This window comes from Pedobacter sp. Leaf176 (assembly GCF_001424305.1).
Classification (GTDB): Bacteria; Bacteroidota; Bacteroidia; order Sphingobacteriales; family Sphingobacteriaceae; genus Pedobacter.
In genome coordinates this window covers 689,222-701,805 of record NZ_LMPD01000003.1, presented here as the reverse complement: position 1 = coordinate 701,805, position 12,584 = coordinate 689,222, and the positions used below count along the sequence as shown (strand labels likewise).

Annotated in this window: 15 protein-coding genes and 5 tRNA genes; 18 read left to right on the top strand and 2 right to left on the bottom strand. The window is 35.9% G+C overall.

The annotated features are described in order from the left end of the window. Nucleotides 1-409: 409 nt before the first annotated feature. Nucleotides 410-2,161 carry a lysophospholipid acyltransferase family protein gene (locus ASF92_RS11860; protein ID WP_056092842.1) on the bottom strand — a complete coding sequence of 584 codons (1,752 nt, stop codon included), beginning with the start codon at nucleotides 2,159-2,161 and terminating at the stop codon, nucleotides 410-412. 95 nt (nucleotides 2,162-2,256) lie between these two features. On the opposite strand from ASF92_RS11860, the gene ASF92_RS11855 reads away from it, so the two are divergent. The 3 genes from ASF92_RS11855 to ASF92_RS21245 all read left to right on the top strand — a co-directional run bounded on the left by ASF92_RS11855 (nucleotide 2,257) and on the right by ASF92_RS21245 (nucleotide 4,914). Then, entirely contained in the window at nucleotides 2,257-3,156 is a 900-nt protein-coding gene (locus ASF92_RS11855; RefSeq protein ID WP_056092840.1) for a ComEA family DNA-binding protein, read from the top strand. A 217-nt stretch (nucleotides 3,157-3,373) separates the two neighbouring features. Then, nucleotides 3,374-4,528 carry an acyl-CoA dehydrogenase family protein gene (locus ASF92_RS11850; RefSeq protein ID WP_056092838.1) on the top strand — a complete coding sequence of 385 codons (1,155 nt, stop codon included), beginning with the start codon at nucleotides 3,374-3,376 and terminating at the stop codon, nucleotides 4,526-4,528. 209 nt (nucleotides 4,529-4,737) lie between these two features. Beyond that, nucleotides 4,738-4,914 carry a DUF6496 domain-containing protein gene (locus tag ASF92_RS21245; RefSeq protein ID WP_197413284.1) on the top strand — a complete coding sequence of 59 codons (177 nt, stop codon included), beginning with the start codon at nucleotides 4,738-4,740 and terminating at the stop codon, nucleotides 4,912-4,914. 27 nt (nucleotides 4,915-4,941) lie between these two features. On the opposite strand, the gene ASF92_RS11845 is transcribed toward ASF92_RS21245, so the two are convergent. Continuing rightward, a complete protein-coding gene (locus ASF92_RS11845; RefSeq protein WP_056092835.1) occupies nucleotides 4,942-5,328 on the bottom strand; it encodes a hypothetical protein in 387 nt (128 codons plus the stop codon). Between the two features lie 249 nt (nucleotides 5,329-5,577). On the opposite strand from ASF92_RS11845, the gene rpsU reads away from it, so the two are divergent. The 15 genes from rpsU to rplL all read left to right on the top strand — a co-directional run bounded on the left by rpsU (nucleotide 5,578) and on the right by rplL (nucleotide 12,512). Beyond that, nucleotides 5,578-5,772, top strand: a complete 195-nt coding sequence (rpsU, locus tag ASF92_RS11835) for a 30S ribosomal protein S21 (RefSeq protein ID WP_056092830.1) — start codon at nucleotides 5,578-5,580, stop codon at nucleotides 5,770-5,772. 136 nt (nucleotides 5,773-5,908) lie between these two features. Next, entirely contained in the window at nucleotides 5,909-6,793 is an 885-nt protein-coding gene (locus ASF92_RS11830; RefSeq protein ID WP_056092827.1) for a tyrosine-type recombinase/integrase, read from the top strand. A gap of 13 nt (nucleotides 6,794-6,806) precedes the next feature. Next, on the top strand, nucleotides 6,807-7,154 hold the full coding sequence (gene hpf / locus ASF92_RS11825) for a ribosome hibernation-promoting factor, HPF/YfiA family (protein WP_056092822.1): 348 nt from the start codon (nucleotides 6,807-6,809) through the stop codon (nucleotides 7,152-7,154). A gap of 232 nt (nucleotides 7,155-7,386) precedes the next feature. Further along, nucleotides 7,387-7,459, top strand: a tRNA-Thr gene (locus ASF92_RS11820). A 38-nt stretch (nucleotides 7,460-7,497) separates the two neighbouring features. After that, a tRNA-Tyr gene (locus ASF92_RS11815) sits at nucleotides 7,498-7,580 on the top strand. An 82-nt stretch (nucleotides 7,581-7,662) separates the two neighbouring features. Next, nucleotides 7,663-7,735 (top strand) — tRNA-Gly (locus tag ASF92_RS11810). Nucleotides 7,736-7,821: 86 nt separating this feature from the next. Continuing rightward, nucleotides 7,822-7,893, top strand: a tRNA-Thr gene (locus ASF92_RS11805). 124 nt (nucleotides 7,894-8,017) lie between these two features. After that, entirely contained in the window at nucleotides 8,018-9,205 is a 1,188-nt protein-coding gene (gene tuf / locus ASF92_RS11800) for an elongation factor Tu (RefSeq protein ID WP_056092819.1), read from the top strand. Nucleotides 9,206-9,315: 110 nt separating this feature from the next. Further along, a tRNA-Trp gene (locus tag ASF92_RS11795) sits at nucleotides 9,316-9,386 on the top strand. A 106-nt stretch (nucleotides 9,387-9,492) separates the two neighbouring features. Next, nucleotides 9,493-9,690 carry a preprotein translocase subunit SecE gene (gene secE, locus ASF92_RS11790; RefSeq protein WP_056092816.1) on the top strand — a complete coding sequence of 66 codons (198 nt, stop codon included), beginning with the start codon at nucleotides 9,493-9,495 and terminating at the stop codon, nucleotides 9,688-9,690. Between the two features lie 7 nt (nucleotides 9,691-9,697). Further along, a complete protein-coding gene (gene nusG / locus ASF92_RS11785) occupies nucleotides 9,698-10,240 on the top strand; it encodes a transcription termination/antitermination protein NusG (RefSeq protein ID WP_056092813.1) in 543 nt (180 codons plus the stop codon). Nucleotides 10,241-10,384: 144 nt separating this feature from the next. After that, nucleotides 10,385-10,828 (top strand): 50S ribosomal protein L11, encoded by a 444-nt coding sequence (rplK, locus tag ASF92_RS11780; protein WP_010601094.1) that lies wholly within the window; start codon nucleotides 10,385-10,387, stop codon nucleotides 10,826-10,828. A 19-nt stretch (nucleotides 10,829-10,847) separates the two neighbouring features. Beyond that, nucleotides 10,848-11,546, top strand: a complete 699-nt coding sequence (gene rplA / locus ASF92_RS11775) for a 50S ribosomal protein L1 (protein ID WP_056092810.1) — start codon at nucleotides 10,848-10,850, stop codon at nucleotides 11,544-11,546. A gap of 2 nt (nucleotides 11,547-11,548) precedes the next feature. Then, on the top strand, nucleotides 11,549-12,070 hold the full coding sequence (gene rplJ, locus ASF92_RS11770; RefSeq protein WP_056092807.1) for a 50S ribosomal protein L10: 522 nt from the start codon (nucleotides 11,549-11,551) through the stop codon (nucleotides 12,068-12,070). A gap of 64 nt (nucleotides 12,071-12,134) precedes the next feature. Further along, nucleotides 12,135-12,512 carry a 50S ribosomal protein L7/L12 gene (gene rplL / locus ASF92_RS11765; protein WP_025143257.1) on the top strand — a complete coding sequence of 126 codons (378 nt, stop codon included), beginning with the start codon at nucleotides 12,135-12,137 and terminating at the stop codon, nucleotides 12,510-12,512. Nucleotides 12,513-12,584 lie beyond the last annotated feature (72 nt).

Sequence of the window (12,584 nt, the reverse complement as noted above, 5' to 3'; positions counted from 1 at the left end):
ACAGTTTGTAGGGATGAGCATATTCGTTTAAGCAGATTAAAAGTAAGCCATTGTTTCAATAGAAATAAATTGTAAGATCCGTTACAGCTGTTATATGGTAATGCAATATTGTTATTTAGAAGATTTTAGAATTTACATGCATCGCCTGATGAAATAAAAACAAAAGGTAACTAGATGTATAGGAAACGAATAAACGATGAACTAGCAGAAGTTAATATCCTTTCCGTTCTTCGATTTGTAAACGGAGAATTTAGGAAGAGATGAATTGTATTTTATAACATTCTCTTAATATTCTGATAATGCAATAACCCCATATTTGTGGCATAAATATTTGGTTAGTATTTATAAAAGTTTAGGTTAGTTGATAAGAAAAAACCCGGATGGATATCCGGGTTTTTCGTTTTTAATTCTAAAGATTCTTGCCTAGCTTTTCAAGCATTTCGGGCGGTATGTTGTGTGTATCTACAACTAAAAACCCATCAAGGCAATCAGAAAATTTAGGGTCGATGTTAAATGAAATAATTTTTGCATTCAGGTTCATATACTGCCTGAGCAAAACAGGTACTTTAATATGCGAATTTTCGATGTCTCCAATGATACTATCTAAATCTTTGAAAGAATCACTGCTGTCAACTAAAGTATCGGTCGATATGGGCAATAAATCCGCCTTAAATTTATTTCTTGGTTTTACATACTTGGCCATTTCATAGTCGAAATGGTTTTTTGTGATGTAATCTACGATAAGTGCTTTGCTAAATTTTGAGAAACTATTGCTAATACTTACCGGGCCAAACATATAACGGTATTGCGGATTATCGATAAGGTATTTCAAAATGCCTTTCCAAAGCAGGAAGAGCGGCAGCGGTTTACCCTGGTATTCTTTTCTAATCCAGGACCGGCCAAGTTCTATCCCTTGTTTTAACATTGGGTAAAACTGGTCTTTCATTTTGAATAATTCTGACAGATAGAAGCCGCGGCGACCCATGCTTTCTAAAATCTCATCTCCTTTACCAATCCGATAGGCGCCAACTATGTTTTCCAGGTCTTTATCCCAGATAAATAAATGGTTGTAATAAATATCATAATTATCTAAATCGATTTTCTTATTGGTGCCTTCACCCACTTCGCGGAAAGTAATTTCCCTTAAACGGCCGATTTCCCTTAATGTATTGGGGATTTTTAACGTCGGTACGATATAAACCTCGTAGTTTTTTTCGGTCCATACTTTAAAATCTTCTAAAGTGGCTATTTCTTCTTTTATCGAAACCCTCGAAGTTTCTTCGATTACTTCTGCTGGTTTCTTTTTAATTTTGAATAATTTAAGCGGATTGAAAAGTTTTTTCTCCGTGTCTAAACCAACACCCAACGCATAAGTACGGGCTCTTAAAAAGTCCATCAACTTATTCGTTTTATTCATGTGGGAAATTTCGTCGAGTCCGATTGCTTTTCCAATTCTTACCCGGATGGTGCGGCCATGCTTATTTAAAAATTCTGAAGGTAATTTTGCTGTACGAAGTGTAGGGTGAATGAAACTTAAAATATTAAAAAATACGCCATTATTGCCATGGAAATAAATTGGTACAACGGGTACTTTGGCTTTTGCAATTAATTTACCCACAACCGGGTGCCACATTCTGTCGGTTACCTGTTGAGCATCAAGTTTGAATGTCGAAACCTCGCCGGCTGGAAAAATACCAATGGGTGTGCCGTTTCTTAATAAATCGAATGTTGTTTTTAAACCGCTGATGCTGGAAGAGTGCTGAACGTTTTCAAAAGGATTTACAGCCACAAAAAATTCGTCCAGATTAGGTATTTTTTTTAAGATGAAGTTAACCATCACCTTTGCATCCGGTCTAACTGTACATAAAAGTTTCACCAGTGCGAGCCCTTCTACGCCACCATAAGGATGGTTGGCAATGGCAATAAAGGGCCCTGTTTTAGGTATGCTGTTTAATTCGTCCTCATCAAAATCGATGGAAACACCAATGGTTTCCAATATCTTATCTACAAACTCTAAACCTTTGAAATGCTGATTTTGGGAGAAAACATCGTTTATGTCGTTAAGTTTCATGATTTCCATCATTAAACCTGCTAATCCAGGAACCCCTAACTTGTCTATTTTCGTCGCCTTCGCAAATTCTGAGGTGGTAATAATCTTCATAAAAATAATTGGCTTGTTGATACGCAGAACACTAATTGTTTTTGCAATCCCAAAAATAAGATTTATATTTATAATACACGCTTAATATCGTCATAATGAGAATTTGGCTAAACAAACATTTCGGTTTCAGTAAGGCCGAGTTCAATGGATTAATCCTCTTAATTCTGATAATAGTGCTTTTAAAATCTTTTCCTTTGATATGGAGCTATTATGAGCCAGTCGAAATAGACAATCCCAATTTATTAGCCAACATTCAAAAAATAACGATCGCTGATCGCCAGCGTACGCACACCAGCTTCAATAGAACTGAATATTCTAATAGTAAAACAAGACCGAGATTATTCAAGTTTAATCCAAATACAATTGATGCTGAAGGTTGGCAAATTTTAGGCTTGTCTTTAAAACAAGCTCAGTCGATAATAAATTATAGAAGTAAAGGCGGCAAGTTTTATAAGCCCGAAGATTTGGAAAGCATGTATACCATAACTCCGGCTATGTATAAAAAGTTGTTGCCTTATGTAACGATTGAAAATCAAAACCAGCCCTATGCAAAAAAGGATTTTCAATATCAGAAAAAAGAATACATCAAAAAACCTTTAATAATTGTTGAAATTAATCAGGCAGATTCTGCTGTCTTAGATCAGATAAAAGGTATAGGACCGGCTTTTGCCAGTAGGATTTTAAAATACAGGAACCGTTTGGGCGGTTTCCATAAAAAGGAGCAGTTGATGGAAGTTTATGGTTTGGATTCTTTAAAATACGAAGAAATAAAGGATCAGATTTCCATTAACCCTTCATCTGTTAGAACAGTTAACATTAATACTGCTGACTTTAATGTTCTGAGAACATCACCTTATTTATCTTACAAGCAGATAAATGCGATCATTCAGTTTCGAAAACAGCATGGCAATTATAGCAGCGTAAATGACCTGAGGAAAGTTGCAATACTAACACCTCAGATTATAGATAAATTGAGTCCTTATCTTTCTTTTTAATTCTTCATCTGCTTTCAAAGCGGTATTCCATCAGGTGGTAAATAACAATAAAAAATAAAAAAAACTTTTTAGCAAGGTTTATCAGGATTAAAATTAACCATTACTGGTAATTGAACCAAATACCATTTCGTTCTGCATTTTCACAAATTTTGGATGGCAAATAACTAGGAAATATTTGTTTATCATTGCCGCATCTAACTGTAATAAATAAAAATTCATGAGTCAGAACTATAATTTTTCAGAGACTGAAACACAGATAAATGTTAAGGCAATGGTTCGGGATTTTGCTGAGAAACACATCCGCCCAAATATTATGGAGTGGGATGAAGCGCAAATTTTTCCTGTAGGCTTGTTTAAACAATTAGGAGAAATGGGTTTAATGGGGGTTTTAGTTCCGGAAGAATATGGTGGCTCCGGTTTAGGCTACCAGGAATATGTTGATGTTATAGTAGAAGTGGCCAGGGTTTGTGGTTCAATAGGTTTGTCATTAGCAGCACATAACTCCCTCTGCACCGGTCACATTCTGGCGTTTGGCAATGAAGAGCAAAAACAAAGATGGTTGCCGAAACTGGCGACAGCCGAATGGATTGGTGCCTGGGGCTTAACGGAAGCAAATACTGGTTCAGATGCTTTGCGGATGATGACCACAGCTGTTGAGGATGGAGATGATTATATTATAAATGGTTCGAAAAACTGGATTACACATGGCAAAAGTGGCGATTTAGCCGTTGTTATGGTACGCACAGGTGATCAGGGGAGTTCTAAAGGGATATCGGCAATTGTGGTAGAGCGCGGAACACCAGGTTTTTCGGCAGGTAAAAAGGAAAATAAATTAGGCATGCGTGCATCCGAAACAACTGAAATGATTTTTGATAATTGCCGAGTTCCAAAAGCTAATTTGCTAGGTAATGTAGGTGAGGGGTTTAAACAGGCTATGAAAGTTTTGGATGGTGGAAGGATTTCTATCGCAGCTCTGGGTTTGGGAATTGCTAAAGGCGCTTTTGATGCTGCAGTTTCCTATTCAAAACAACGCCATCAGTTCGGACAACCAATTTCGAGTTTTCAGGCAATCAGTTTTAAACTGGCTGATATGGCTACCGAAATTGAAGCTGCAGAATTATTGATTCGCCAGGCCGCAGATTTAAAGAACAGACACCTGCCCATGACAAAGGAATCGGCAATGGCTAAATATTTCTCTTCGGAAGTTGCTGTAAAAGTTTCAACTGAAGCAGTTCAGATTTTTGGAGGTTATGGTTATACTAAAGACTTTCCTGTTGAGAAATTTTACCGGGATAGTAAATTATGCACCATTGGCGAGGGGACTTCAGAAATACAGAAAATTGTAATTGCGAGAGAAATATTGCGAGGGTAGAAAGGTAGAAGGTTTAGGCTAAAGTCGATCACCCTACACCTTATGCCTTACACCATCAACCTTATATACAACAAACCAAATATATTATGAGTAATCCGGATGGTATAAACCTCCGGATTTTTTGTTTTATTTTCAAACTAAAGCAATTAGTACTTTGTTTTTAATCTAAAGTCTAAAGTCTAAAGTCTAAAGTCTAAAACTAAAATCTCATGGCAAAGTATTCAGAAAAAGCTGGTGAAAAGGTAGAAAAAACCATGCACGAAATGAATGAAGGGAAATTGAAAAGTGGTACCGGTAAAAAAGTAACATCTAAAAAGCAAGCGATTGCTATAGGCTTATCAGAAGCGAGAAAAGAAGGTGCAAAAGTTCCTAAAAAGAAAAATTAATAATCTGTTGGCTATATATTGACTTACTTATTCTGGTATGTCTTTAACTGAATAGATGCTATCCACAACATAAACAGAAAATCCCCGCCAGGGCAATGTGTTTTTATATTCCTTGTAATGTAATTCGTAAAATTCACCACTGTTGGCCATCATTTTCTCAGCAATTTCTTTGTTGGCTATAGAAAATTCGAACTCATTATTTTGAAGTGTTCCCGTTTGTCGTGATTTTATACCACTTTGGATGAGCTTGCCTTCGTATGTTTTAAACATATAGCCCTTTCTAACGACATAATTAAGTTCACCGGCTTTGACGCCTTCTCCAAAAACAAAAAAGTATTTGTAATAAACTAAGCCGGCGATAAATAGCAGAATCACCGCAATTAAGATGGATATTGTTTTTTTTCTTGTTGTCATATTAGTATTGATTTCTTATATAAGAATATGGTAATAGTATGTTAGATATTAGTAAGAAGTTCAATAGCATAATTGTTTCTTTTTTTTAAAAAAAATATCCAGTTTAAATTTTCAGCGTAAAAAAAACCGGTCTGGAAATTTTGACTTGATTTTTTAGAAGAACAGTTTCTTATTTTCAATAATTTGCTTACATTTGCATCCCTTGTAATAAGGAAATTTAAAAACCACGAGAGGAGGTATTTCAGCGTTATGATCATTATCAATATTAAAGACGGCGAATCATTAGATAAAGCCCTTAAACGTTTCAAGAAGAAATTCGAAAAAACAGGCGTTTTAAGAGAATTACGTAGCCGTCAGGCATACGAGAAAAAATCTGTAGCTCGTCGTACTGAAATTAAACATGCTGTTTATATTCAAAACATGAATCAGGATACAGCAATTTAGTTGTATCAATATATATTATTAAATGCCTTTGGATTTTTTCAAGGGCATTTTTTTTGTGGAAAATTTTGAGTTAATAATTTCTTAATCTTAAAACTATTAGTAACTTCAATCTCATTGAGCATCTAATTCGTAATACATGTTGCTAAACAGTTTTCTAACCTACCTGTCACACGAGAAACGATATTCTCCTCATACAATAACTTCCTATCAGGCAGATATATCACAATTTCAGGATTTCATTTCCAATACATTTCAACTTGATTTTTTTGAGATTAAACACACCCATATCAGAAGTTTTATGGTTGAATTGATGGAGAATAAATCATCAGAAAACACTATTAGCCGGAAAATTTCTGCATTACGCAGCTTTTATCATTTTCTATCCCGGGCAGAAAAGATCGCGAATAACCCGATGCAACTTATAAAGTCGCCGAAAGTGCCAAAAAGACTACCTGTTTTTGTTGAAAATCAAAAACTGGACAAACTTCTAGATTCTGAAGTATTTTTTGATGATAGCTTTAATTCTAAAAGGGATCATATTGTTATAGAACTACTTTTTGGAACAGGTATTCGCCTTGCAGAATTAATTGGTTTAAAAAATACAGATGTTGATTTCTATTCAAATAGTATAAAAGTTTTAGGTAAAAGGAATAAAGAGCGTATTATTCCGGTAAATAAACAGCTTATAAACCAGTTGAATGATTATATTGACCTTAAAAAAACGCAGAATTTGGATAACAATTTGCCCTACCTGATCGTTACCAATACTGGTGCTAGAGCTTATCCCAAATTAATATATCGGATCGTAAACAGTTATTTAAGCTTGGTTTCTACGCATGATAAAAGAAGCCCGCATGTGCTTCGGCACAGCTACGCAACAAGTCTACTCAATGCAGGTGCGGATTTGAATGCAATAAAAGAGCTGTTAGGTCACGCCAGTTTAGCTGCTACACAAGTTTACACACACAATTCAATCGAAAGATTAAAAACAATTTATAAACAAGCCCATCCAAAGGCATAAAAAAGGAGGAAAAATGAAAATCGGAGTTCAATCAATCCACTTCAATGCAGACAGTAAGTTGTTAGATTTTATACAGAAAAAGGCGAATAAGCTTGATCAGTTCTTTGATCAAATTATTAGTGGCGAAGTGTACTTAAAGCTGGAGAATGTAGAAGATGAAGCGAACAAAATTAGTGAGATAAAGCTGATTGTGCCTGGCGGAACTTTATTTGCAAAAGAACAATGTAAATCATTTGAGGAAGCTACCGACCTGGCAATTGAATCATTAAGAAAGCAAATCACCAAGCATAAAGAAAAAACAAGAAAAAAAATTAGTGAGCAGAAAACAGTTTTAATTGATAGCGAAATATCTGATTACTAAGCAAATATTTTTTTTAACTTTCCAAAGGAAATTAGCGGCGCTTTCTGCCCGCTAATTTTTTTTTAAATTTATTTTGAATAGAAATATAAATGTGTAGATTTGCATTCCAATTCGGAAAGGGGGTGACCTCAAATAATGAAGTGGGTAGTTCTGTGAAAGTATAAAATTATTAAAATACGCATTTATTTGTTTAAGAAACCATTTTTTTAAACGATGCAAAAAAAAAATAAAAGCCTCCTTAGCTCAGCTGGTAGAGCAACTGACTTGTAATCAGTAGGTCATTGGTTCGATTCCGATAGGAGGCTCTTTTTATTTTAAAATGTTCGCATTTTAGAATAAAGACGGGGAGATTCCAGAGCGGCCAAATGGGACAGACTGTAACTCTGTTATCGCAAGATTTCGAAGGTTCGAATCCTTCTCTCCCCACAAATTGATTTTAGATTGAGAGATTTTAGATTGACGATTGAAGCTAATCGTAATTCGTAAATCTGAAATCGTAGATTAATAAGCGGAAGTAGCTCAGTTGGTAGAGCGATAGCCTTCCAAGCTATAGGTCGCGAGTTCGAACCTCGTCTTCCGCTCTTGGAAGTTCATTAGTAATTGGTTCACTGGTTCATTTGTAGCCTAATGAACAGATAAACTACTGAACTAATGAGCTGAAAAAAAAGCCGACTTAGCTCAGCGGTAGAGCACTTCCTTGGTAAGGAAGAGGTCATGGGTTCAATTCCCATAGTTGGCTCATAAAAAAGAAGCTTTGTTAAATCTGTTAAATAACAGAATGGACAAGGTTTTTTGTGTTGCATTGTATCAAAACAATAAATAAAAATAATAAAAAGTTAACCTACTAATTAGTTATAAATAAAATGGCAAAAGAAAAATTTGACCGCAGTAAACCGCACTTAAACATCGGTACAATCGGTCACGTCGATCACGGTAAAACAACTTTAACAGCAGCTATTACAAAATGTTTAGCTGATGCAGGTTTATCTGAGGCACGTTCATTCGAATCTATTGACTCTGCTCCAGAGGAAAAAGAAAGAGGTATTACAATCAATACAGCTCACGTTGAGTATTCAACAGCTAACCGTCACTATGCACACGTTGACTGTCCAGGTCACGCGGATTATGTGAAAAACATGGTAACTGGTGCTGCTCAAATGGACGGTGCAATTATCGTTGTTGCTGCTACTGATGGTCCAATGCCACAAACTCGCGAGCACATCCTATTGGCTCGTCAGGTAGGTGTTCCTTCATTGGTTGTATTCATGAACAAAGTGGATATGGTTGATGACCCTGAGTTATTAGAATTAGTTGAAATGGAAGTTCGTGAATTATTATCATTCTATGAATTCCCAGGTGATGACATTCCTGTAATCCAAGGTTCTGCATTAGGTGGATTAAACGGCGATCCGAAATGGGTTGGTAAAATTATGGAATTAATGGATGCTGTAGATAACTACATTCCAATTCCTCCACGTTTAACTGATCTTCCTTTCTTAATGCCTGTTGAAGATGTGTTCTCAATTACAGGTCGTGGTACTGTTGCTACTGGTCGTATTGAGCGTGGTGTAATCAACTCAGGTGATCCGGTTGAAATCTTAGGTATGGGTGCTGAGAACTTAAAATCTACAGTAACTGGTGTTGAGATGTTCCGTAAAATTTTAGATTACGGTGAAGCTGGTGATAACGTTGGTTTATTGTTACGTGGTATTGAGAAAACTGATATCCGTCGTGGTATGGTAATCTGTAAACCAGGTTCAGTAACACCTCACACAGATTTCAAAGCTGAGATCTACGTATTATCAAAAGCAGAAGGTGGTCGTCATACGCCATTCTTTAACAAATACCGTCCTCAATTCTATTTCCGTACAACAGATGTAACTGGTGAAATTTCATTAGCTGAAGGTACTGAAATGGTAATGCCAGGTGATAACGTTACAATTACAGTTAAATTGATTAACGCAATCGCAATGGAAAAAGGTCTACGTTTCGCTATCCGTGAAGGTGGTAGAACAGTAGGTGCTGGTCAGGTAACTGAAATTTTAAAATAGTATTAAGTACATAGTACTTAGTATATAAATAACTTACTTAGTACTTGGATTAGGTCAAAAATGACTAAAATCTAAGTACTAAGTACTTTATACTAACTACAAACAAATACACGGGAATAGTTCAACGGTAGAATAGAGGTCTCCAAAACCTTTGATCAGGGTTCGAATCCTTGTTCCCGTGCTTAAAATAATGATTGATTTTTGAATGGATGAATGATTGAATTTGAAAGAAATCTTCAAATGTACCATTCACTCACTCACTCATTCTTTCATTCAACAATTTAGATATGGCTAAAGTAGTTCAGTTTATAAAAGAATCGTATGATGAAATGACCCAGAAGGTTACATGGCCTACTTGGGGAGAACTTCAAAACTCTGCGGTTCTTGTTTTAGTAGCCTCTTTAATTATTGCATTAATTATTTTTGCAATGGATAAAGGTTCTGTATTCGTGTTAGATACTTTTTACAAATCACTTTCAAATTAATATACTAATGAGCGATCTTTTAAAGTGGTATGTTGTTAGAGCTGTAAGCGGTAAAGAAAAAAAGGTAAAGCAGTATATTGATGCTGAAATAAGTCGTTTAGGTTTCTCTCATTTGGTTCCTCAGGTATTAATTCCTATGGAGAAATATTACCAGATGAAAGACGGAAAAAAAATAGCAAAAGAGCGTAACTTTTATCCTGGTTATGTTTTAATCGAGGCAACTCTGGATGGCGAGTTAGAGCATATTATTAAAGGAATAAACAGTGTCATTGGATTTTTAGGCGATAAAGCTGGTAATCCTATCCCGATGCGTCAGGCTGAGGTTAATCGTATTTTAGGTAAGGTTGATGAAATGAGCGAGCAAGGGGAGATGATGAATGTTCCTTTCTATGTTGGTGAAAACATCAAAGTTATGGATGGACCTTTCAATGGTTTCACGGGTGTTATTGAAGAAGTTAACGAAGAGAAGAAAAAGTTGAAAGTTATGGTTAAGATTTTTGGTCGTAAAACACCATTAGAACTTAACTATATGCAAGTAGAAAAAGAGTAAAAATTAATTTTATAAAATATATTGGAGGACTGCAGGATTATTCATATCTTTGCAGTCCTTTTGGTTTTATATAAAACCGCCAGGACATTAAATGTTACATGCTTCCACTATTAACATTGAGTTTTAAATAAATAAAAACACAAAATGGCAAAAGAAGTCAGTGCAATGATCAAATTACAGATCAAAGGCGGAGCGGCAAATCCATCGCCACCAGTTGGACCTGCATTAGGTGCTAAGGGTGTTAACATCATGGAGTTTTGCAAACAGTACAACGCTCGTACCCAAGATAAAGCAGGTAAAGTATTGCCGGTTGTAATTACTGTTTATGCTGATAAGTCATTCGATTTCATCATCAAAACCCCTCCTGTAGCCATCCAGTTAAAAGATGCTACTAAATTACAGAGTGGTTCTGCTGAGCCTAACCGTAAGAAAGTTGGATCGGTGACCTGGGACCAGATTAAAGTTATTGCTGAAGATAAAATGCCTGATTTAAATGCATTTACAATCGAATCTGCAATGAGTATGGTTGCCGGTACAGCACGCAGTATGGGAATCACCGTTTCTGGTGACGCACCCTGGAATAATTAATTAAAAACAGTTTACAACAGTGGCGAAATTAACTAAAAATCAAAAAAAGGCACATGCTAAAATAGAAGCTGGTAAAGCTTATACTTTACAGGCTGCTGCTGCTTTGGTAAAAGAAATCACTACCACTAAATTCGATGCGTCAGTTGATATTGATGTATCATTAGGTGTAGATCCACGTAAGGCCAATCAAATGGTGCGTGGGATTGCTACTTTACCACACGGAACAGGTAAAACTGTACGTGTTTTAGCTTTAGTAACTCCTGATAAGGAAGAAGAAGCAAAAGCAGCCGGCGCAGATTTCGTAGGTTTAGACGAATATGTGGCTAAAATTGAAGGTGGTTGGACCGATGTAGACATTATTATCACTACACCAGCTTGTATGGCAAAAGTAGGTAAATTGGGCCGTGTTTTAGGTCCGAGGAACTTAATGCCAAACCCAAAATCTGGTACAGTAACTAACGAAGTTGGTAAAGCTGTAACAGAGGTTAAAGCAGGTAAGATTGATTTTAAAGTAGACAAAAGCGGTATTATACACGCTTCAATAGGGAAAGTATCATTCCCGGCAGATAAAATTTATGAAAATGCATTAGAGATCATCTCTGTAATTTCTAAATTAAAACCATCTGCTGCTAAAGGAACTTATTTTAAGAGCATTCACGTGTCTTCTACAATGAGTCCTGGAATTGCAATTGAAACAAAATCAGTAGCGGGGATCTAATCATGAACAGAGAAGAAAAAAACGAAGTAGTTTTAGAACTACAAGGACAAATGCAGGAGTTTGGCAATTTTTATATTGCTGATACATCTAGCCTTTCTGTTGAGCAGATTAATAACATCCGTCGCAAATGTTTTGAAAGTGATATCGTAATGAAGGTTGCTAAAAATACTTTAATTCGCAAAGCGATTGAAGGTTTAGACGGCGATGCTTCTGAGATATACGAAGCCCTTAAAGGTTCATCATCATTACTATTCTCAAAAACAGCAAACGCTCCGGCTAAGTTGATTAAAACTTTGAGAAAAACTTCTGATAAACCTGTGCTTAAAGCGGCATACATAGATTCATCAGTTTACGTTGGTGATGATCAATTGAATAACTTAGTAAGCTTAAAATCAAGAGAAGAGCTTATTGGCGATATCATTGGATTATTACAATCACCAGCTAAAAATGTTGTTTCTGCCCTTAAATCAAGCGGTGGCAAAATTGCAGGAATTGTTAAAACTCTACAAGAAAGAGAAGGTTAACGAACACCTTAAGTTCGCAAATTAAACAAAATTATTACACGTAAATTTTTAAAATCTTAATAAAATGGCAGATTTAAAAGCGTTTGCTGAGCAATTGGTAAACTTAACAGTAAAAGAAGTTAATGAATTAGCTCAAATCTTGAAAGACGAGTATGGTATCGAGCCTGCAGCTGCTGCTGTAGTTGCTGGTCCTGCTGCTGGTGGTGATGCACCTGCTGCTGCTGCAGAAAAAACATCATTTGATGTAATCTTAAAAGAAGCTGGTGGTCAGAAATTAGCAGTTGTAAAACTTGTTAAAGACTTAACTGGTTTAGGTTTGAAAGAAGCTAAAGACTTAGTAGACGGAGCACCAAAAGAATTAAAAACTGGTGTTGCTAAAGACGAAGCAGAAGCTCTTAAAAAACAATTAGAAGAAGCTGGAGCAGTAGTTGAAATTAAGTAATCACTTAATTTAGCTAAGCTAAAAATGTATCAGACACCGACTGAAAATGTCGGTGTCTTTACCTGTTTATAA